We start from the raw sequence: 22,099 nt of genomic DNA, 5'->3' as shown, positions 1-22,099 counted from the left end.
CACAATGGCAAGTGTATATGAAAATAGTTATATGATCGTTTTGATTTTCTTGCTATTAGGTATATTGCTGCCGGTAGTGGCTCTTACATTAGGGAAAATGCTGCGTCCAAATAAACCGAGTGCAGCGAAAGCGACGACGTATGAGAGTGGAATTGAGCCTTTTCATGATGCGAATATTCGGTTTCATGCTCGTTATTATATTTTTGCTTTATTGTTCGTCATCTTTGATGTAGAAACTTTATTTTTATATCCATGGGCTGTTGCATATGACAAGCTTGGTTTATTTGCACTGATTGAAATGCTCATTTTTGTTGTGATGTTGTTGGTTGGATTAGCGTATGCTTGGAAAAAGAAGGTGTTACAATGGTTATAAATTTTGAGGAATTACACCCACAGGAGCGAGCGGAATTAGAAAGGAATATCTTTTTTTCTACATTGGAACAGCTCAAGGGATGGGCGCGGAGCAACTCTTTATGGCCGATGACATTTGGACTGGCATGCTGTGCGATTGAAATGATGGGAGTAGGTTCATCACATTACGATTTAGATCGATTTGGGTCATTTTTTCGGACGTCACCAAGACAATCGGATGTCATGATTGTGTCAGGAACGGTAACGAAGAAAATGGCGCCTATTGTTCGGCGCTTATATGATCAAATGCCTGAACCAAAGTGGGTAATTGCGATGGGATCTTGTGCAACAGCCGGTGGTCCGTATGTGAATTCATATGCAGTTGTGAAAGGCGTAGATCAAATTGTACCAGTTGATGTATATATTCCTGGATGCCCCCCAAACCCTGCTGCTTTAATTTATGGAATTAATAAATTAAAAGAAAAAATTCGTTACGAGGCGAAGACAGGGAAGCAGGTGACGAATAAATGAGTGATCCAAATAAAGACTTAGAAAGTATGAAGAGAGAAGCAGCTCGTCATGCGAAAGAGGAAGCGCGAAAACGTCTTGCTGCGAAACATGAGACGGAAATGTCTAAACTTGAAGAAGAACATCGAGAAAAAGAGAAAGCGCTACCAAAAGATAAAGAAGTTAATGTAGAAGAAGCAAAACGTCTTGCCGCAGCAGCCGCAAAAGCAAAAGCGGCGGCATTAGCGAAGCAAAAGCGAGAAGGAACAGAAGAAATACCGGATGAAGAAAAAGCAAAAGCGAAGGCGAAAGCCGCAGCAGCCGCAAAGGCAAAAGCGGCGGCACTAGCGAAGCGAAAGCGAGAAGGAACAGAAGAAGTACCGGATGAAGAAAAAGTAAAAGCGAAGGCGAAAGCCGCAGCAGCTGCAAAGGCAAAAGCAGCGGCGCTAGCGAAGCAAAAGCGAGAAGGAACAGAAGAAGTAACTGACGAAGAAAAAGCAAAAGCGAAGGCAAAGGCCGTAGCAGCTGCAAAGGCAAAAGCAGCGGCGCTAGCAAAAGTAAAATCTTCGCAAGGTGATGGGAATTCTGGAGATGAAAAAGCAAAGGCTATTGCAGCTGCAAAAGCGAAAGCCGCTGCTGCGGCAAGAGCAAAGGGAGCTGTAAATAAGGTAGAAGATGAACCGCAGCAGGAAGAACCATCAGTTAACCAACCATATTTAAATCAGTATGTGGAGGTTGTTAAGGAGAAGTTAGGGGAATATGCATTAGTAGATTCCTATATTAATAAGCTTTCAAAAGATGTCCCAACTCTTGTGGCGGAGCCTTCAAAATATTATGAAGTGATGGAGTTAATGCGATTGCATGAGGGACTTGCTTTTGATTATATGTCAGAGCTACATGCGACGGATTTTGTGACACATATGGAAGTATATGTTCATTTATTTTCATATGGAAAGAAACAGTCAGTAGCAGTGAAGGTAAAGCTGGATAGGGAAGCGCCGCAAGTAGAATCGGTGACGCCGCTTTGGAAAGGGGCAGATTGGCCGGAGCGTGAAGCGTATGATTTGCTAGGTATTGTATTTAAAGGTCATCCTAATTTATCTCGCATTTTAATGCCGGATGATTGGGTTGGGTATCCACTTAGGAAAGATTATGAACCGTATGATGTGGAGGTGTAGCTTGTGATCCGTACGGAAGAGATGCTCTTAAATGTTGGACCGCAGCACCCGAGTACACATGGTGTGTTTCGGCTTGTAATTAAGATTGACGGGGAAATTATTAAAGAGGCTACACCAGTTATTGGGTATTTGCATCGCGGAACAGAAAAGATTGCTGAGAGCTTGCAGTATACGCAAATTATCCCATATACAGATCGAATGGACTATTTATCAGCGATGACGAATAATTACGTCATTTGCCATGCTGTAGAGACGATGATGGGGCTTGAAATCCCGGAGCGGGCCGAATACTTACGAGTACTTGCAATGGAGCTTGGAAGGATTGCAAGCCACCTCGTTTGGTGGGGGACAAATCTTCTTGATATAGGAGCGGTCAGCCCGTTCTTATACGCGTTTCGTGAACGAGAGATGATTATAAATTTATTAAACGAATTATGCGGTGCCCGTCTTACTTTTAACTATATGAGAGTCGGGGGTGTAAAGTGGGATGCGCCGGACGGTTGGATTGAAAAAGTGGAAGAGTTTGTTCCGTATATGCGAGAGCAATTGGCAGGTTATCATGATCTCGTTAGCGGTAATGAGATTTTCTTAAATCGCGTAAAAGGCGTTGGTATATATAGCGCGGAAGAAGCGATTTCGTATTCTTTAAGCGGAGCGAATTTGCGGTGTACCGGAGTAAACTGGGATCTTCGCAAGGATGAACCGTACTCCATTTATGATCGTTTTGATTTCGACATTCCTGTTGGGAGTGTGGGAGATGCTTGGGATCGTTACGTTTGCCGCATGCAAGAGATTGAGGAGTCATTAAAAATTGTTGAGCAAGCTGTCCAGCAGTTCCCAAAAGATGGAGCCGTGCTGGCAAAAGTGCCGAAAATTATTAAAGCGCCTAAGGGAGAAGCGTTTGTCCGTATAGAGTCACCGCGGGGAGAGATTGGTTGTTATATTGCTAGTGATGGAAAGAAAGAACCGTACCGTTTGAAATTTCGAAGACCGTCTTTTTATAATTTGCAAATCTTACCGAAGTTATTGAAAGGTGAGAACATCGCCAATTTAATTACGATTTTAGGTGGGGTTGATATTGTACTTGGGGAGGTTGATGGCTAATGATTGAGACGCTCTTACAATCACCTTCAAGCTGGACGAATTTCTTCATTTTTTTCGGATTAGCGGTGCTTCTATTATTTGCAGTCCTGGGCTTTGTTACATACGGTATTTTGGCAGAACGGAAAGTGATGGGATTTATGCAAGGGCGGATTGGACCAAACCAAGTTGGGGGCCGGTTCGGTTTACTACAAACGGTAGCTGATGTTTTGAAATTATTATTAAAAGAAGATAGTATTCCGAAAGCTGCAGATAAACCGTTGTTTATATTAGCGCCTGTTATTGCATTCGCACCAGCATTTATGGTGCTTGCGGTTATCCCGTTTACTGATAAATTTCAGTTCGCGGATATTGGTGTAGGATTGCTGTATTACATTGCTGTTTCTGGGATTACGACGATTGGCGTTGTAACTGGGGGATGGGCATCAAATAATAAATACTCCCTTTTAGGAGGGATGCGTGCAGCGGCGCAAATGATTTCTTATGAGATTCCACTTGTGATGAGTGTAATTGGCGTCGTTTTGTTAGCAGGTAGTCTTAATTTAAATGAGATTGTAGCGGCGCAGGAGAAGGTATGGTACATTTTCGCACAGCCAATCGGTTTCGTTATTTTCTTAATTGCGTCAGTTGCAGAGCTAAATAGGACACCGTTTGATTTACCCGAAGCGGAGTCAGAACTTGTTTCTGGATACCATACAGAATACTCAGGTTTTCGCTGGGCGTTTTTCATGCTTTCAGAGTATGTGTATTTCTTCGGGATGGCATCTTTAATTACAGTACTCTTTTTAGGAGGCTGGAACCCAGTTATGTTCCTTGGATTTATTCCAGGAGCCGTATGGTTTGCTTTGAAATTCAGCAGTGTGGTCTTTCTGTTAATTTGGTTCCGCGTTACGTTCCCTCGCATAAGAGGTGACCAGTTAATGGAGTTTGGCTGGAAAGTATTATTACCAATCGCACTTGCAAATATTTTCTTAACGGCATTGATTAAGGAGCTATTCTTCTAATCTATAAAGGGGGTGCCAGTAAGAGATGAAAGGACTATTTAAAGGGTTAAAATATACGCTTAGTAATTTGAGTAAGAAAAAGGTGACGTATGATTATCCGAATCAGCCGCTACCATTACCAGACCGCTTTCGGGGTATTCAAAAGTTTTATCCAGAGAAATGTATTGTTTGTAATCAGTGTTCTAACATTTGTCCGACAGATTGCATTCAATTAACGGGAAAAAAACATCCTGATCCTACGAAAAAAGGAAAAATTATCGACACGTATGATATAAATTTTGAAATTTGTATTCTTTGCGATTTATGTACAGAAGTTTGTCCGACAGAGGCAATTGTAATGACGAATAACTTCGAACTCGCAGAGTATTCACGTGATGATTTATTTAAAAATTTGCAGTGGCTCGACGAAAACGACGAGAACGTCAGGAAGGAGAATAAAGCATGAATGGCGAGTTTGTAGCATTCTTTATCCTATCCTTGTCTGCGATTATCGGCGGAGTGCTTATGCTGAACTTAACGAAAGTAATGCATATGATGCTGGCTCTTGTACTTACATTTCTTAGCATTGCAGGCTTGTACTTTCTTTTATCGGCCGAATTTATCGGAGTTGCACAAATTTTACTTTACTCTGGTGCAATCACTATTATTATGATTTTTGGCATTATGTTAACGAAACATAATGCGGAAAATGAATCGCGCCTTACTCTTCGAAAATGGATTATCTTCTTTGCGGTTGTAGCATTTGGAGCAGTTATGTATTTCGCTGTTAATAGTATCGATTTTTCAAATCAAAGCACACAAGGAAGTTTACCTCTCCATGAAAATAACACACTTCAAATCGGTACACTTCTCTATTCAAAATATATTATTCCATTCGAATTAACCTCAGTTATTTTACTTGTAGCACTTGTAGGAGCGATTATCCTTGCGAAGAAGGATGAGGGAGAGGAGGATTCCCATGAGTAGCGTTCCGGCTTCTGCGTATTTAACACTTGCGATTATTTTGTTTTGCATCGGCTTATTTGGAGCTTTAACAAAGCGAAATACAGTAATTGTATTAGTTTGTATCGAATTAATGCTTAACGCGGCCAATTTAAATTTAGTAGCGTTTAGTAAATTAGGCTTGTTTCCGAATTTAACAGGACAAATTTTTTCGCTGTTTACGATGTCTGTAGCGGCAGCGGAGGCAGCGGTAGGTCTTGCAATTTTGATTGCTTTGTACCGTAATCGTCCGACAGTTCATGTAGATGAGATGGATACGCTCAAAGGATAGCATTGTGACCGAAAAGGGGGAAGGAAACAATGATCGATTATGCATGGCTCATACCGCTTTTCCCGCTTGTTTCGTTTTTGATACTTATTATGTTCGGGAAGAAAATTAGAGAGGGAAGTAGTGTACTAGGTATTTTCTTTACCTTTCTCTCTTTTATATCCGCGGTAGTGGTACTAATAGAACGGTTTTCATCCGAGGCAGTGAAGCATAAGTGGGTATGGCTTAGGGTAGGAGATATAGATATATCATTTGGTTTTGAAGTTACCGCATTAGGAGCTTTAATGTTGTTTATCGTTACGCTTGTGAGTTTTCTTGTACATGTGTACTCAAAAGGTTATATGAAAGGCGACGAAAGATTACCAACCTTTTATGCATATTTAGGGCTCTTTACATTTGCGATGCTTGGGCTAGTTATATCGACGAATTTATTACAGCTTTATATATTTTGGGAGTTAGTCGGCCTTGGTTCGTTTTTACTTATCGGTTTTTATTTCTTTAAAGAAGAAGCGAAGGCTGCTGCGAAAAAGGCTTTTATTATGACACGCATTGGGGATGTTGGGCTATTTATTGGGATGATTTTAATTTTTTGGCACGCAGGTAGTTTTGAATATGACGCGATTTTTAAAGCGATTCAGACCGGTGACCTCTCTCCTTCTATGATTACAATAACGGCGATATTAATTTTTATCGGTGCAATGGGGAAATCAGGTCAGTTTCCGCTTCATACATGGTTGCCAGATGCAATGGAAGGACCGACGCCTGTTTCGGCGCTTATTCACGCGGCAACGATGGTTGCAGCCGGCGTATATTTAGTAGCGACGATGTTCCCACTATTTTCAGCAAGTGTGGTAGCGATGCAAACTGTTGCAATCGTTGGGGCTTTCACCGCAATCTTTGCGGCCTCTATTGGTCTTGTACAAACGGATATTAAGAGGGTTCTTGCTTATTCCACAGTTAGTCAGCTCGGGTATATGATGCTTGCGCTAGGCTCTGCGGGTTATGTAGCTGGTATCTTTCACTTAACGACACACGCCTTTTTTAAAGCATTACTGTTCTTGGCGGCAGGAAGTGCAATTCATGCAGTCCATACGCAAAACATTAATAAAATGGGCGGTTTACAGAAAAAGATGAAAGTTACCGGTGCACTATTTTTAATAGGCACACTTGCAATTAGTGGTGTTCCTCTTCTTTCCGGATTTTTTAGTAAAGATGAAATTTTAGCGGTGGCTTGGATGAATGGCAATTACTTTCTATTCGTTTTAGCGGTAATTGCGGCATTTCTAACAGCATTTTATATGTTCCGTCTATACTTTCTTGTTTTTACAGGGGAAACGAAGACGGAGGAAGAGGTGCATGAATCACCTCGCACAATGACGTATCCGATGATTGTCCTTGGTGTTCTTGCGGTAGTGGCAGGCTATATAAATACACCGTGGTTCGGAACGTTTCTTGGGGATTGGCTTACGAAAGATGTAGGATTCAAAGTGCAGGAAGTGCATGGACCTGTTTGGATTATGATTGTTGCAATGCTCGTTTCATTTGCGGGAATTGCCCTCGCATATTTCATATATGGTAAGAAAGCTATCTCTAGAGATTGGGCAGGCGGAGAAGCGACGCCTCTTTATAACCTTTTGAAAGAAAAATATTATGTGGATGAACTTTACAATGTTACGGTGCTTCCTATTACGAAAGGGATCGCTTATGTGCTTCGCTTATTTGAAGTATACGTTGTAGAAGGAATTGCAGTTTTAATTGCGGGATTGGTTAAAGGTATGAGCCGTCTAGGATCGCGGCTTCAAAACGGGAATGTACAAGTGTATGGAACTGTAACGGCCGTTTCGCTCGCAGTGCTCATAATTATTTTGTTATATACGGGAGGGGATTTACGATGAATGGATTGCTATTAACGTTCTTCATTTTCTCCCCGCTTTTAGGGATTCTCTTGCTTGTGTTAACGCCGAAAAAAGAATCGCGTACAGTGCGAGCGCTTGGTTTATTTGGGACGGCACTTCCATTTGGTATCGCTATCGTCCTCGCTTGTACATATGTTTCAGGAAAGAGTTTATCGATATTTGATGAGAAAGTGAAATGGATTAAATTTGGGGATTTTGCAGCGGTAGATAAAAGATGGTTTTCCATTTATTACGAGATTGGTATTGATGGTTTATCGCTTGTAATGATGGTGCTGACAGCCCTACTAGCGGTGCTTGCAGCAATTGCAGCATTTTCCATTAAAAGAAATTTAAAAGCATTTTACATGCTATTACTCCTGCTAGAAATAGGGATGCTCGGTGTCTTCGCTGCTCAAAATTTAATGCTGTTCTTCATCTTCTTTGAAATTACGTTGCCACCAATGTTTTTATTAATTGGCAAGTGGGGGAAATTGTCGAGTGAAAAGGCTGCATATAGTTATTTAATATATAACGGTATCGGATCAGCTATTTTACTTATCGTTTTCTCGGTTTTGTTTGCGAAAACAGGTACAACAAATATTACGGAGCTTAAAGAAATATTAACGAGTGTAGGTGCTGGGGAAGGAATGGCTGTCTCAAGTAGCTTACAGTTCGGCTTGTTTCTTGCCATAATGATTGCTTTTGCGATTAAGCTTCCTGTTTTCCCTTTGCATCGCTGGATGGTCAATGTACACATAGAAGCGCATCCTGCTGTAGTTATGCTTCATGCGGGAGTTTTACTGAAAATTGGAGCGTACGGTATTATTCGTTTCGGGAAAGGATTATTTCCAGAACATTTTCGTGATTTTGCAACGCTAATTGCGATTTTAGGAGTCATTAATTTATTGTACGGGGCCTTTCTAGCACTCATCCAAACGGACTTTAGAAAGGTGCTTGCTTACTCTAGTGTTTCGCATATGGGCATTGTATTAATGGGGCTTGCGGCGTTAAATGCACCAGGTATACAAGGGGCACTGTTCCAGGTTGTGTCTCACGGTTTAATTGCGGCATTGCTCTTCTTCTTACTTGGCATGATTGAAGAGCGTTTTGGGACTTCAGATATTACAGCGCTTGGTGGACTCGCAAAAAGTGTTCCTGTGCTTAGCGGCTTCTTCCTAGCGGGAGGTATGGCATCGCTTGGAATGCCAGGGATGTCTGGATTTATTAGCGAATTCCTTGCCTTTCTCGGTTTATTCCAAGGGCAACCTGTTATCGCTGCCGTAGGTGTACTTGGAATTATTTTAACCGCTGTATACGTATTAAGAGCGACACTTCAAGTGACATTTGGTAAGAAAGAATGGGAAGCGAAATCTGATATACACGGATGGGAGTACGTTCCTGTTATATTACTTCTCGTTTCTATTATCGCAATTGGAGTAATGCCAGAACTACTAGGGGATCCGCTTCAAAATACGTTGAAAACATTGGGGGTGAAGTAGGATGGATATGAATACGTTACTTAGCTTGTCGTGGCATCTGATGGTGCCGGAATTCATTATTCTTGGGGCAGCCATCCTTCTTTCCATATGTGATTTGTTTTTTAAGCTGAACCATAGGCACGTTGCGATTGGTGCAATCGCAGCCGTCGTATTAGCAGCCGTGTCATTAATTACGCTATATAGTGAACCAGCGGGAGATATTTTAAATGGATCGTTTGTGTTAGATGGATTTTCAAAAGGGTTTAAAACATTGTTATTAATCGGGGCAGCTCTCGTCTTATGTATGGCAATGAGCGATGATGAAAAGGATCCTATTCAAGATAAGGGAGAATATTATTACTTAATGTTAATGGCGCTTCTTGGAGCGATGTTCATGGCTTCGAGCGTTGATTTCATCACACTATTCGTCGGTTTAGAATTGCTGTCGCTTTCTTCCTACATTCTTGTAGGAATCCGAAAAAGAAACCGCGCATCGAATGAGGCGGCAATGAAATACGTCATTAACGGAGGAATTGGAACAGCAATTACGCTCTTTGGAATGAGTTATTTATACGGTATTACAGGATCGACCAACATAGTGGAAATGCAACAGGCACTTACGCAAGGATTGGCCGGGGGTATTCAATTATTGTTAGCTCTCGCATTTCTACTTTTACTTGTTGGACTCTCATTCAAAATTGCAACAGTTCCATTTCATATGTGGGCACCGGATGTGTATGAGGGAGCGGCTACACCTGTCACTGCTTTTCTCGGAACGATTTCTAAAATTGCTGGTTTTCTACTCATTACGCGCTTGTTTCTTATGGTGTTTGCAGGTGTGGAAATCCAAGGGGACGCACAATCTTTGTACGGGCGTATGAGTATATACATTGCTGTGCTAGCTAGTATTACGATGATTATTGGGAATGTAGTAGCATTAAAGCAATACAACGTAAAACGTCTATTTGCCTATTCAGGTATCGCGCATGCTGGGTATTTGCTCGTGCCTCTTGTGGCGCTATCACAGTTCACGATGGATAGTATGTGGTTTTATATGCTTGCATATATGCTTATGAATATAGGAGCATTTGCAATCATCCACGGATTAATCTTACAAAATGATAAGGAAAATATGACGATTTTTACAGGATTATACAAGCGATCTCCATTTACAGCTATAGTGATGACAATCTTTATTTTATCGTTAGCTGGAATACCGGGGACAGCTGGTTTCATCGGGAAAATTAACATCTTTTTAGGGGCACTCCATGTTGAACCTGCTCATTACGTATTAGCTTCTATTATGATGGGGACAACAGTTGTTTCATTCGTATATTACTTTCGGATATTACAGCAAATGTTTTTCCGCACTGGAGAGACAGAAGAGAGGCTTCGGTTACCGTTAAATATAAAGATTGTCATGGGGTTTTGTGCAATTTCGATTGTAATACTAGGGATTATGCCGATGATTGGTTACAATTTCTTTTATGAATATTTTCCATTAATGAAGGATTTCTTCTTCTTGGGTAACGTGGTACAATAGTGAAAATAAAGGGTGTAGAGTCCGTACTCTGCGCTTTTTATTTTGGAGTAACAGCAAACGGAAACGTATATAAATATATGTTTTTTGAGAGGAAATTACGATTTGAAATGTAAGAAGCCTATTCGCGTTTGAAAAAGTGCGGCTCCTACTTATTATGGTATCGTTTTTACATTTTGCGTAAGTAGTAGCCAAACAAAAAAGGGGTCGATTTTTTGGCACAACTTTTAGGGCAACAAGCACTGATTGCCATTGTTTCGCATTTATTGTTTATTACTATTACGTGGTGGGCCTTGCAAGGTATTCACATTGAGCGTTTAATGAAGTCTGGGAAAGTGATGCAGACGAGAGTATTACTCATCCTAGTTACGATTGCGATTGGGACATCTGTCAGTAACTTTTTCCTTGATTATTTAGGCTATTCAAAGAGTTTAACGTATTTAGTAAAGTAAGTGTATAGAACCTCATATCTCCGTTAACAATGGGGATAGGAGGGGATGAAATTGAAGCTTAAAGCCATTCTTATCGTTGTCTTGAGTGTTGTTTTATTTTTGGTTGGATATAGAGAGATGAAACCTATAAGCGATGAACAGAAGATGGAGAGCATGATCGCAACTTTAGAGAAGAATGATGCAAAAGTAGAGCGGTGGTCATGGTTAGCGCGAGAAACAAAAACAATTTCTAATATACATACGTTTCAAAAATTGTTAAACGATGTGAAGGAAAAGGCAAATATCGAAAGTTGGGAATTAGAACAATCTCCAGATGGATATAAAGCTACATCCTATAAAAAATCTTCTTCATATGAAGAACGAGTAGTAGTAACTTGGACTAAGGAAAATACTAAAGAAAACACTTTCATTATATTTGAGGTAAGCGGGGCGAAATGGGACCCGAAGTACGTTCAGAAAATGAATAAAATTTTTAATGGAAAACCTACAATTTACACTTGTGTTCAAGGTGTATTGAATGATAAGATTGAAGGTGTTTTGCAAAATAAAACCAATCAGGTTTTGAAAGATCTTTCAGCAAGAGCGATCGAACAGACAGAAGAAAGAGCATTTGTGTCAGTCTCCGCATATAATAAAAAGTGGAATGACGCTCTTTCGATAAATAGAGAGAAAATAAATGTGCAAATAGCAATACGTTCTACAGACAACAAAGATACAATTGTGGTTGGCACACCGATCATAACTTCTGAGTATTGAGTGAATAGATACTGAAAAAAGGACACGGAGGGGAATAATTTGGAAAAGATCATCGTCCGTGGCGGAAAGCGGTTGAACGGCACAGTGCGTGTTGAGGGCGCAAAAAATGCTGTATTACCTATAATCGCTGCAGCCCTATTAGCGAGTGATGGAAAGAATGTACTATCTGAAGTACCAGTTTTGTCTGATGTATACACAATTAACGAGGTATTACGTCATTTAAATGCTGAAGTCGTATTTGAAAATAACCAAGTAACAATCGATTCTTCTAAAGAATTAAACATTGAAGCACCATTTGAGTATGTACGTAAAATGCGTGCATCTGTCCAAGTAATGGGTCCATTATTAGCACGTAACGGTCGTGCTCGTATTGCACTTCCTGGTGGATGTGCAATTGGTTCACGTCCAATTGACCAACATTTAAAAGGCTTCGAAGCAATGGGAGCAAAAGTAAAAGTTGGTAACGGTTTTGTTGAGGCGTACGTAGAGGGAGAACTAAAAGGAGCTAAAATTTATTTAGACTTCCCAAGCGTAGGCGCGACAGAAAACATTATGTCTGCAGCGACATTAGCAAAAGGGACAACAGTCCTTGAAAACGCAGCGAAAGAACCAGAAATCGTTGACTTAGCTAACTTCTTAAATGCGATGGGAGCGAAAGTACGCGGAGCTGGAACTGGAACGATTCGTATCGAAGGCGTTGATAAATTATATGGCGCAAACCACCCTATTATTCCTGACCGTATTGAAGCAGGAACATTCATGGTTGCAGCAGCAATTACTGGTGGAGACGTCTTAATTGAAAATGCTGTACCTGAACATTTACGCTCAATTACAGCGAAAATGGAAGAAATGGGTGTTAAAATTGTTGAGGAAAATGAAGGTATACGTGTTATCGGCCCAGATAAGTTAAAGGCGGTTGATATTAAAACTATGCCTCACCCAGGTTTCCCAACAGACATGCAATCACAAATGATGGCATTACTATTACAAGCTGAAGGAACAAGCATGATTACTGAAACGGTATTCGAAAACCGCTTTATGCACGTTGAAGAATTCCGTCGTATGAATGCTGATATTAAAATTGAAGGTCGTTCTGTAATTATGAACGGTCCAAACAGCTTACAAGGTGCTGAAGTAGGCGCGACTGATTTACGTGCAGCAGCAGCATTAATTTTAGCTGGTTTAGTATCAGAAGGTTATACTCGTGTAACAGAGTTAAAACATCTTGACCGTGGCTATGTAAACTTCCATAAGAAATTAGCTGCATTAGGTGCAACTATTGAACGTGTAAACGAAAAAGTAGAAGAAGTGAAAGAACAAGAAGTTTCTGATCTTCACGCTTAATTGAAATAGTCTCTATGTCTTTTGACATAGGGGCTATTTTTTTTACTATTACTGTTATAGTCAAGAAATTCTATACTTATGCACGTCTCAGTAAAAATATTTAGAAAATTTTCGTTTTATTTCGCTATTTGTGATCAGTACAACTTCACCTCATTAAAGTTTCACTTTATATCGATACCCCCAAGTATGTTCTAAAAGATTCCATAGTTCCATAAGAATGAAAGGAAGCCAACTTTATATTGGGGGAATAGGATGAAATTTTCAAAGCCACTTTTCATTACAGTAGCGCTTTTAATAGCGCTCGTCATCATTGTACCTGCTGCTCTTGTTATTCCGTTTGCGAAAGCAAAAGTAGGGGAAGAAGCAGCTTCTAAAACTCCTCCAGCGATAGAAAGCATACCAGCTCCAGGGAAAGTGGATACAGTGGTTCAGGTTGCTGTATATCGCGATCAACAGAAGAAGGTAGACACATTACCTATGGAGGAGTATGTGACCGGTGTAGTAGCTTCTGAGATGAATGCCAGCTTTGAAATAGAGGCGCTAAAGGCGCAGGCATTAGCAGCGAGAACATTTGTAGTCCAGCGTATGCTAAGCGGAGGTAAGAAAAACAATGCGGACGTGACAGATACGGTGAAAGATCAAGTGTATAAAAGCAAAGAAGAATTGAAGGAACAATGGGGTAATAACTACGAAAATAATTTGAAGAAAATCGAGGAAGCCGTTTCGAAAACCGCAGGACAAGTTTTAACGTATGATGGAAAACCAATTTCAGCTTCTTTCTTCTCAACGAGTAATGGCCGGACAGAAAATGCAGCTGATTATTGGGGAAATGATTATCCGTACCTGAAAAGCGTAGATAGTCCGTGGGATCAAGCATCTCCAAAATTTACGAGCGAGCAAACATTTACAGTAGCTGACTTTCAAAAACGTCTAGGTGTGAAGGTGTTGGCAGACGGGAAGGTTGGAAATATTAAAGATCTTACGGAAGGAAAGCGAGTAAAAGATGTAGCATTTCAAGGGAAAACATTAACAGGAAAGCAAGTTCGTGAAAAGTTAGATTTACGCTCTTCTGACTTCACGTGGAAACAAGATGGAGATAAAATCATTGTTACGACGAAAGGCTTCGGCCACGGCGTTGGTATGAGCCAATACGGAGCAAATGGCATGGCAGCGGAAGGTAAGAAATATACAGATATCGTCGCTCATTATTATAAAGGCGTTGAAATAAAGACGATGAATGATTATGAAGGAAAATTGATGGTGAAGAAGTAGGGTGAAAAAGAAAACCGTCCCAAATGGTAGTTGGGACGGTTTTTTTGTTGGTAGGTTATTTTTTTCGCATTTTGCAGTTAAGTCGATATAACTCAATTTCCGTTGATATAAATTCGATTATCATTGCAATCATGACAAAGAAGAAAATAGCTTTAGTCAGAGGTTCAATTTCGGAACGTCCTTTTTGTCATTATTTGTAGAAATAAATGGAAGTTACCCTGCATACTGCGTGTTATAATACAGTTATGTGAATATATAAAATATAACAACAGGGGGTAATGAAAAATGATGATGGATGTACCACTTCTCATTCCGTCCATGATGGAACGAGCGGAGAAATATTTTTCGAAAAAGGAAGTTGTTTCACGGACTGCATCGCGTATTCATACATTAACATACGGAGAAATTGCAAAGCGGACGAGAAGGCTCGCTAGTGTATTAACGAAAATGGGGATTGAACAAGGGGATAAAGTAGGGACAATTGCTTGGAACCATCATAGGCATTTGGAAGCATACTTTGCGATTCCAGGAATCGGAGCGGTGCTACATACGATAAATTTAAGACTTTCCGCTGATCACATTTCATATATTATTAATCATGCAGAAGATAAAATCATTCTTGTCGATGAAGATATGGTACCTATATTAGAGAGTATTCAACACGAAATCCCGCATATAAAAGCCTTTATTATTATGACAGACGATCATAAACTACCTCACACAACACTATCACCAGCATATCATTATGACCAATTACTCGAAGAAGGCGATGAGACATTTCCGTTTGTAAAAGATTTAGATGAAAAAGAACCAGCCGGTATGTGCTATACATCAGCTACAACAGGAAAACCGAAAGGTGTAGTTTACACACACCGTAGTATTGCGCTCCATAGTTATACACTTGGGCTTGCAGATGGCGGGAATATATCAGAAGTAGACACTTGTATGCCTATCGTTCCAATGTTCCATGTTAATGCATGGGGATTACCGTTTGCGAGTACATGGTTTGGGACAAAACTCGTATTACCAGGACCGCATTTCACACCGAAAATTTTAGCGGGGTTAATTGAAAGTGAGAAAGTAACAATTACGGCTGGCGTGCCGACAATTTGGATTGGCTTATTACAGGAACTTGAGAAGCATCCATATGATATTAGTAGCGTAAAAACGATATGGTCAGGTGGATCAGCGGCTCCGCAAAGTATGATTCGTACGTATGAAGAGAAATACGAAATTGCATTTAGACAAATATATGGAATGACAGAAACGAGTCCTGCTGTTGTAATTAATTGTCCGAAATCATATCAACGCGATTTACCGAAAGAAGAATATTATAACTTGCGCTCTCGCCAAGGATATTTATTCCCTGGGCTAGAAATGAAAGTGATTGGACAAGACGGTGAAGTTAAGTGGGACGGGGAAGAAATGGGAGAACTTTGCCTAAGAGGCCCATGGATCGCTGGTAGCTATTATAAAGATGAGCGTACAGAGGAATCGATGAAAGATGGTTGGCTCCATACAGGAGATATCGTTACAGTTGATTCGGAAGGATTTATTAAAATTGCTGATCGTACGAAAGACTTAATTAAAAGCGGCGGTGAATGGATTTCTTCAGTAGATTTAGAAAATGCTTTAATGTCACACGATAACGTATTAGAAGCATCTGTCGTGGCAGTTCCGCATGAAAAATGGCAAGAACGTCCTGTTGCTTGCGTCGTGTTAAAAGAAGGACAAGCAGTAGAAAGAGAAGAGCTGTATGCTTTACTAGAAGCCGAATTCCCGAAATGGTGGATGCCAGATGATATTTTATTCGTAAATGAAATTCCGAAAACATCTGTAGGGAAATTCCTAAAAAGAGCACTTCGTGATCAGCTGAAGACTTATATGGTAGAGCAGAAATAGAGAAGAAGGCTATCCTGATGGATAGCCTTCTTTGCTGATACAGTATAAAAATATTGTATTAAATATCATAATTTTCCATTAATTGTTTGGTATAATAGGATAAAAAAACATTTGGGGGAGACAGAATGGCGTTATTGGAGTTGAAACAATTAGGGAAGACGAACCAGTTACCGGCAGTTGAATTGAAGGTTGAAAAAGGACAATGTGTTGTTTTGCAGTGTAATAATCATACAGCTAAAGTGTTGCATCGCATTATTATCGGAGAAGAAGAGGCTTCTTCGGGCAGTGTGTTATTTGAAGGGGAGCCGATTGGAAAGAAAGTATATTCACGCATCGGTTTTTGTTTTTTGAAAGATGAAGCATACGACCGTTTGAAGGTGAAGGAATACTTCAAGTTCTTATTAGGGCTTTATGAATCACATATGAGTATAGAAGAAGTAGTACAATATGTCGGTCTCCTAGATAAGTTAAACGTTAAAATAGAAAAATTGTCCTTTTCAGAGAAACGCCGTCTTCATATCGGGCGAGTTATGATTCATAATCCTTATTTAGTTATTTTGGAAGAACCAGAGCAAAACGTAGATACAGAGAGTACAATTATTATTCGAAAAGCGATTATGAAAATGAAAGAGCAAGGAAAGGCAATCTTTATTACGTCATCTTTCTTATCGGACGCCCTTTCGTTAACAGAAGATGTATACATATTAAATAATGATGGTGTGAAAAAAGTAGAAATTGAGCAAGAAGAAGTTGAAGAAGTGGATGGAGAAAAAGTCGTTCAAATGATTCCGCAAATGAAGTTAGAAAGAATACCAGCGAAAGTGAACGATAAAATCATTTTATTAGACCCAATGGAGATTCATTTTATTGAAACGCAAAACGGAGTAACACATATTCACGTTCGTGAAGGCGATTTCGTATGTGCATTAACATTAAGTGAACTAGAAACGAGATTAACAGGATTCGGTTTCTTTAGATGTCATCGCTCGTACCTTGTTAATTTACAAAGAGTGCGAGAAGTCATTACGTGGACACGTAATAGTTTCAGTTTAATTTTGGATGATGAAAGAAAAAGTTCGATTCCGCTTTCGAAAGGGCGAATGGATGAATTAAAAGGTGTAATTGGGCTATAAAAAATGCTCCAATAAGCTCAAAATACGATTCGTTCACCGGTAAAAATACTCCTTTTACCGGTATTTTACTGCGTAAACCCTTTGTTTTTCATATGATTGAGTCAAGAAAAGCGAAACAAACAAACGAAAAGCGCTAAGGCGACTTTCATCTATAAAAAGAAAAAACAAAGGGGATGACGAAATGACATTGGCAATTGAAATGAAAGATGTAATGAAAAGTTTCGATGGAAAAACAGCCCTTCGAAATGTAAATATTGAGGTGAAGCAAGGAGAAATCTTTGGATTCCTCGGACCGAGTGGATCCGGGAAAACAACAACAGTAAAAATATTAACATCTCAATTGCTTCATAGCGTTGGAACAGTAAGAGTGTTAGGGAAAGACATTACGGGACCAAGTAGCATCGATTACAAACGAATTGGTATTTTAACAGACAATAGCGGCTTATATGAAAGACTTAGCATTTATGATAACTTACTATTATTTTGTGACTTATACGATTGTAAAAAAGAACGAATTGATGAAGTGTTAGCACAAGTGAACTTACTAGATGATAAAAAAACACAAGTGAAAAAGTTATCAAAAGGAATGAAGCAGCGCGTCATACTAGCGAGAGCAATTCTTCATAAACCAGATATCCTCTTTTTAGATGAACCAACATCTGCACTTGATCCAGTAAACGTACAAAACATTCATAAAATCTTAAAAGACTTAAATAAAGAAGGAACAACGATTTTCTTAACAACGCACAACATGGATGAAGCAGAAACGCTTTGTAACCGCATTGCCTTTCTATGTGGAGGAGAAATAGTAGCTCTTGATACACCAGAAAACCTTCGCTTGCAATATGCGAAAGATCAAATACAAGTTGTGTTAACAGATAAGAAGAAAGAAATTGTGAAAAAAGATGAATTAGGGGCAAAACGCATTTCAGAATGGATGAAAAAAGGCGAATTACTATCTATTCATTCGCACGAACCAACGTTAGGCGATATCTTTATAGAAGTTACTGGGAGGGGATTATAATGACATTTTCAATGAGACGATTTTCAGCGATTTTCCGGAAAGAGTTACAGGATTTTAAAACGAATTCACAAACTTTAATTATGTTGGTAATGCCACTTGTCTTTTCGGTATTATTTAGTCGCTCAGATAATATGAGAGAAGTTGGAGCAAGTACGTTAACTGCGATGGCGTTAGTTATGGTTGGAGGCTTTGTACAGGCGATGCTTATCGCTGAAGAAAAGGAAAAAAATACGCTTCGTGTTCTTATGCTATCACCAGCATCATCTATTGAAGTATTAATTGGTAAAAGTTCATTAACAGGTATGATTACAGTTGCAATCTGTTTTATTAATCTACTTATTTTAGGTAAATTAGAAGGCAATTTTGCATTATTATTACTCATCTTTGTTCTTGGAATGCTAATATTTAACCTCATTGGTACTTGTATTGGATTATTAGCTCAAAATGTGCCGCAAACATCAACAATTGGATTACCAATATTAATGACATTTCTTTTCGGTGATTTAATTGGAATGTTTGTGAAGAATGAAGTCGTTACAAAAATAATCGATTATTTACCAACTCGTCATATCGGTCTTGCAGTTAGCGGTGTTATAAAAGGTGGAGGTTTTAGTGCAATTACTAATAATTTATTGAACATAACTATTTGGTTAGTTGCAGTACTTGTTATTACGCTCTTCATTTATAGAAAGAAAAAAATGGACTAAAAACTGAGCTCAAACGCTCAGTTTTTTCCTTTTTCTATCATTTCCTCGGAAATTTTGCAATTCCTATACATATTTTCACAAATTTTGTCGAAAATTAATTAGTTATAGGTTGTATAGGATGATTGAATATTGTTCAAAATGATTGCTGAGGTGATGATGGAATGCGAGGAAGAAATAATAAAAAGTCGCGAAAAGTAGTACATTTATTTCAAAGAAGATGGGTGTTTCCGGCACTATACATTGCTTGTGCAGCGGTAATCTTAATGGTTGCGCTATGGTTCCAAGGAGCTAATCCAAAGAAAGCTCCGAACCAAGATCAAGCAACGCCGTATACACAAACGGAAGATCCAGCAGTACCAGTAACAAAGTCTTCAGAAGTAGTGAAAATGCCAGCTGCAGCAAATGCAGAAGTAGTAGTACAGAAGAAATTCTATGAAGATGCAGCATCAGAGGCGGAACAAGAAAAAGCACTTGTCTTTTATAACAACACATATTCCCCTAATAAAGGAATCGACATTGCTGCGAAGAACGGAAAAGAATTTGATGTTACAGCTGCTTTAAGTGGTACAGTAACGAAAGCTGAAAAAGATTCACTTCTTGGTTATGTTGTAACAGTAGATAGTGGAAATGGTGTAGCAGCATCTTATCAAAGCTTAGGCAGTGTGAAAGTAGAAAAAGGTGCAAGAGTTGCGCAAGGTGAAGTGTTAGGGAAATCAGGTCTAAGTGCAATGAATAAAGATGCAGGTTCTTACGTTCACTTTGAAGTACGTAAAGACAATGTGGCTGTGAATCCTGAGCGTTATTTAAATAAATCAGTAGCAGAAATTAAAGCTGATGCAGGTGCTGCAAAGGCGACAAATGCTTCTGGTAAAAAAGCTGATGACAAATCTCAAAAAGAAGAAAAGTCAACAAGCACGAAACCAGAAAGTAAAACAGAAGATAAGTCTCAAAAAGAAGAGAAATCAACAAGCGGTTCGACTAGTGATAAAGAAACGAATGGCAAACAAGATGAGCAATCTCAAAAAGAAGAAAAATCAACGAATGGTTCTACAGAATCATCTAACGGTTCTTCTTCACAAGAATAATAAAGTGAAAAATCAGTTCTCATTAGGAGAGCTGATTTTTTCACTTTCATATAAAAATAATCAATTTCGAGAAAAAAGTTGCAATAACAAGGAAAAATGACGAGATTCTCGAATATATATTACAAAAGGGAGGGGATACTGTGTCATTTTTATCTGTTCTGTCGATTGCTATTATTTTATTGTTTGTTTTATTCGCTTTATATTATTATATTGCCGGTAAGAAGGAAGTTCCCCACCATCAGTTGTTGAAAGAAGATTGTGATCGAGAAGAGTGACACCTTTTATAAAGAGGTGTCACTTTTTTTCGCTATAATTGTCATCTTTAACGTATTTCTCACAAAAAAACGTAATTTTTCTTAACTTAGTCCGCAAAAATAGTGAACATGTAGCATATATCAGTAGTGCGGGCAATACAATGGTATAAACCAATGCAAAGAGAGTGTTTGAGGTGAGAAATCGTGAATCCTTTCATTATAAATCCAAGAATGTTTAACGCTTACAAACAGCACTCACATTTACTTCATAGTCGTATGCAGCGAGTCTCATTTCACACTTCTCACATCCAATTTAGGGAGGCGAGTGGTGTGCACGATTACATCAAAGAGAGAACTATCAAGATTGGCAAGTATATCGTGGAGACAAGAAAGACAGTGCGTGTAATTGCAAAGGAGTTTGGGGTATCAAAGAGTACAGTCCATAAAGATTTAACAGAACGTTTGCCAGAAATTAATCCAGAGCTCGCAAATGAAGTGAAAGAAATTCTTGATTATCATAAGTCTATTCGTCATTTAAGAGGGGGAGAAGCAACGAAGCAGAAGTATAGAAAAGAAGATATAGAAAAGCCTGTACGTCAATAAATGCAAAACAGCAAACATTCCTTACAGATTCGGTAATGTTTTTCAGAAAAATTCTCTTTGCGAATATTACGTTTCTGTTAAATTTATGATAAAATCAGAAATTAGGTGTAAAAGAATTCGGGTGTAACCTGATTTTGAATATCGAGGAGGAAAAGACGGGAATGTTTGCGCGAGATATCGGAATTGACTTAGGTACGGCTAACGTATTAATTCATGTTAAAGGTAAGGGTGTTGTATTAAATGAGCCATCTGTTGTGGCAATTGATCGTAATAGTGGAAAAGTATTAGCAGTAGGTGAAGAAGCAAGAAGTATGGTGGGACGTACACCTGGTAATATTGTGGCAATTCGTCCGCTTAAAGATGGTGTAATCGCAGATTTCGAAATTACAGAAGCAATGTTAAAGTATTTCATTAACAAATTGGACGTGAAGAGCTTCTTTTCAAAACCTCGCATTTTAATTTGCTGCCCAACAAATATCACATCTGTAGAACAAAAAGCAATTCGTGAGGCTGCTGAACGTTCAGGTGGTAAAACAGTATTTTTAGAAGAAGAACCAAAAGTAGCCGCAGTTGGTGCTGGTATGGAAATTTTCCAGCCAAGCGGAAACATGGTTGTTGATATTGGTGGAGGTACAACAGATATTGCCGTACTTTCTATGGGTGACATTGTTACCTCTTCCTCTATCAAAATGGCTGGCGATAAGTTTGATATGGAGATCTTAAACTACGTTAAACGTAAGTATAAGCTATTGATTGGAGAACGTACTTCAGAAAATATTAAAATTAAAATTGGTACAGTATTCCCAGGTGCACGTAGTGAAGAGCTTGAAATTCGCGGACGTGACATGGTAACTGGTTTACCACGTACAATTACAGTATGCTCTGAAGAAATTACAGAAGCACTAAAAGAAGACGCGGCTATCATTGTACAAGCTGCAAAAGGCGTACTAGAGCGCACACCACCAGAACTATCTGCGGACATTATTGACCGTGGTGTTATTCTAACAGGCGGTGGAGCTTTATTACACGGTATCGACATGCTTCTAGCAGAAGAGTTAAAATTACCAGTATTAATTGCTGAAAACCCAATGCAATGTGTTGCTGTTGGTACAGGTATCATGTTAGAAAACATCGATAAATTACCACGTCGTGCATTACGATAAGGTTCAAAAACGTATAAAAGTAGTAAAAATCAGGAAGAGGATGTTTTCTTCCTGATTTTTTTGTAGTTGAAGAAGATAAA

The 22,099-nt window shown here is 39.1% G+C and carries 23 protein-coding genes; all 23 read left to right on the top strand.

The genetic code is table 11. The features are described 5' to 3' along the window. The first annotated feature begins 4 nt into the window (after window positions 1-4). The 23 genes from nuoA (at window position 5) to mreB (ending at window position 22,019) form a co-directional block, all read left to right on the top strand. Window positions 5-373, top strand: a complete 369-nt coding sequence (gene nuoA / locus BAU23_RS14585; protein ID WP_000179270.1) for an NADH-quinone oxidoreductase subunit NuoA — start codon at window positions 5-7, stop codon at window positions 371-373. Then, window positions 364-882 (top strand): NADH-quinone oxidoreductase subunit NuoB, encoded by a 519-nt coding sequence (nuoB, locus tag BAU23_RS14580; protein ID WP_000236333.1) that lies wholly within the window; start codon window positions 364-366, stop codon window positions 880-882. The genes nuoA and nuoB overlap by 10 nt, the downstream gene beginning before the upstream one ends. Continuing rightward, on the top strand, window positions 879-2,036 hold the full coding sequence (locus BAU23_RS14575) for an NADH-quinone oxidoreductase subunit C (protein ID WP_071734728.1): 1,158 nt from the start codon (window positions 879-881) through the stop codon (window positions 2,034-2,036). The genes nuoB and BAU23_RS14575 overlap by 4 nt, the downstream gene beginning before the upstream one ends. A 3-nt stretch (window positions 2,037-2,039) precedes the next feature. Beyond that, a complete protein-coding gene (gene nuoD / locus BAU23_RS14570) occupies window positions 2,040-3,140 on the top strand; it encodes an NADH-quinone oxidoreductase subunit NuoD (protein WP_000621434.1) in 1,101 nt (366 codons plus the stop codon). Beyond that, entirely contained in the window at window positions 3,140-4,141 is a 1,002-nt protein-coding gene (nuoH, locus tag BAU23_RS14565) for an NADH-quinone oxidoreductase subunit NuoH (protein WP_000573435.1), read from the top strand. Before nuoD ends, nuoH begins: the two co-directional genes overlap by 1 nt. Before the next feature lie 25 nt (window positions 4,142-4,166). Then, window positions 4,167-4,586: an NADH-quinone oxidoreductase subunit NuoI gene (gene nuoI, locus BAU23_RS14560; protein WP_000677191.1), complete on the top strand. Its 420-nt coding sequence runs from the start codon at window positions 4,167-4,169 to the stop codon at window positions 4,584-4,586. Next, complete coding sequence (locus tag BAU23_RS14555; protein ID WP_001012819.1) at window positions 4,583-5,107, top strand: NADH-quinone oxidoreductase subunit J; 525 nt, start codon at window positions 4,583-4,585, stop codon at window positions 5,105-5,107. The genes nuoI and BAU23_RS14555 overlap by 4 nt, the downstream gene beginning before the upstream one ends. After that, window positions 5,100-5,414 (top strand): NADH-quinone oxidoreductase subunit NuoK, encoded by a 315-nt coding sequence (gene nuoK, locus BAU23_RS14550; protein ID WP_000100081.1) that lies wholly within the window; start codon window positions 5,100-5,102, stop codon window positions 5,412-5,414. Before BAU23_RS14555 ends, nuoK begins: the two co-directional genes overlap by 8 nt. Window positions 5,415-5,443: 29 nt before the next feature. Further along, window positions 5,444-7,306, top strand: a complete 1,863-nt coding sequence (gene nuoL, locus BAU23_RS14545) for an NADH-quinone oxidoreductase subunit L (protein WP_071734727.1) — start codon at window positions 5,444-5,446, stop codon at window positions 7,304-7,306. Next, complete coding sequence (locus BAU23_RS14540; RefSeq protein ID WP_071734726.1) at window positions 7,303-8,805, top strand: NADH-quinone oxidoreductase subunit M; 1,503 nt, start codon at window positions 7,303-7,305, stop codon at window positions 8,803-8,805. The genes nuoL and BAU23_RS14540 overlap by 4 nt, the downstream gene beginning before the upstream one ends. A gap of 7 nt (window positions 8,806-8,812) precedes the next feature. Beyond that, a complete protein-coding gene (gene nuoN, locus BAU23_RS14535) occupies window positions 8,813-10,327 on the top strand; it encodes an NADH-quinone oxidoreductase subunit NuoN (protein ID WP_071734732.1) in 1,515 nt (504 codons plus the stop codon). A 212-nt stretch (window positions 10,328-10,539) separates the two neighbouring features. Beyond that, the gene (locus tag BAU23_RS14530) at window positions 10,540-10,776 is read left to right on the top strand and encodes a DUF1146 family protein (RefSeq protein WP_071734725.1); all 237 of its coding nucleotides are present in this window, start codon (window positions 10,540-10,542) and stop codon (window positions 10,774-10,776) included. Between the two features lie 51 nt (window positions 10,777-10,827). Then, window positions 10,828-11,532: a YwmB family TATA-box binding protein gene (locus tag BAU23_RS14525; protein ID WP_000767925.1), complete on the top strand. Its 705-nt coding sequence runs from the start codon at window positions 10,828-10,830 to the stop codon at window positions 11,530-11,532. Between the two features lie 39 nt (window positions 11,533-11,571). Beyond that, window positions 11,572-12,876 carry a UDP-N-acetylglucosamine 1-carboxyvinyltransferase gene (gene murA / locus BAU23_RS14520; RefSeq protein ID WP_000411272.1) on the top strand — a complete coding sequence of 435 codons (1,305 nt, stop codon included), beginning with the start codon at window positions 11,572-11,574 and terminating at the stop codon, window positions 12,874-12,876. Between the two features lie 252 nt (window positions 12,877-13,128). Then, on the top strand, window positions 13,129-14,148 hold the full coding sequence (gene spoIID, locus BAU23_RS14515) for a stage II sporulation protein D (RefSeq protein WP_071734724.1): 1,020 nt from the start codon (window positions 13,129-13,131) through the stop codon (window positions 14,146-14,148). A gap of 285 nt (window positions 14,149-14,433) precedes the next feature. Next, complete coding sequence (locus BAU23_RS14510) at window positions 14,434-16,050, top strand: long-chain fatty acid--CoA ligase (RefSeq protein WP_083583357.1); 1,617 nt, start codon at window positions 14,434-14,436, stop codon at window positions 16,048-16,050. Window positions 16,051-16,175: 125 nt separating this feature from the next. Next, window positions 16,176-17,183, top strand: a complete 1,008-nt coding sequence (locus BAU23_RS14505; protein ID WP_001185947.1) for a LytTR family transcriptional regulator DNA-binding domain-containing protein — start codon at window positions 16,176-16,178, stop codon at window positions 17,181-17,183. A gap of 181 nt (window positions 17,184-17,364) precedes the next feature. After that, window positions 17,365-18,207, top strand: coding sequence for an ABC transporter ATP-binding protein (locus tag BAU23_RS14500; RefSeq protein WP_000170828.1), 843 nt, complete (start codon window positions 17,365-17,367; stop codon window positions 18,205-18,207). Beyond that, window positions 18,207-18,914, top strand: a complete 708-nt coding sequence (locus BAU23_RS14495; RefSeq protein ID WP_071734723.1) for an ABC transporter permease — start codon at window positions 18,207-18,209, stop codon at window positions 18,912-18,914. The genes BAU23_RS14500 and BAU23_RS14495 overlap by 1 nt, the downstream gene beginning before the upstream one ends. A gap of 161 nt (window positions 18,915-19,075) precedes the next feature. Then, on the top strand, window positions 19,076-19,999 hold the full coding sequence (locus tag BAU23_RS14490) for a stage II sporulation protein SpoIIQ (RefSeq protein WP_016130953.1): 924 nt from the start codon (window positions 19,076-19,078) through the stop codon (window positions 19,997-19,999). Window positions 20,000-20,139: 140 nt separating this feature from the next. After that, window positions 20,140-20,274 (top strand): hypothetical protein, encoded by a 135-nt coding sequence (locus BAU23_RS14485; protein WP_044738197.1) that lies wholly within the window; start codon window positions 20,140-20,142, stop codon window positions 20,272-20,274. Between the two features lie 309 nt (window positions 20,275-20,583). Next, window positions 20,584-20,856, top strand: coding sequence for a sporulation transcriptional regulator SpoIIID (spoIIID, locus tag BAU23_RS14480; RefSeq protein WP_000544010.1), 273 nt, complete (start codon window positions 20,584-20,586; stop codon window positions 20,854-20,856). Window positions 20,857-21,017: 161 nt separating this feature from the next. After that, on the top strand, window positions 21,018-22,019 hold the full coding sequence (gene mreB / locus BAU23_RS14475; RefSeq protein WP_000457994.1) for a rod shape-determining protein: 1,002 nt from the start codon (window positions 21,018-21,020) through the stop codon (window positions 22,017-22,019). The last annotated feature ends 80 nt before the right edge of the window (window positions 22,020-22,099 follow it).

This window comes from Bacillus nitratireducens (assembly GCF_001884135.1).
Taxonomy (GTDB): Bacteria; Bacillota; Bacilli; order Bacillales; family Bacillaceae_G; genus Bacillus_A; species Bacillus_A nitratireducens.
The sequence above is the reverse complement of the archived record's forward strand: the minus strand, read 5'-3'. Positions and strand labels throughout refer to the sequence as shown.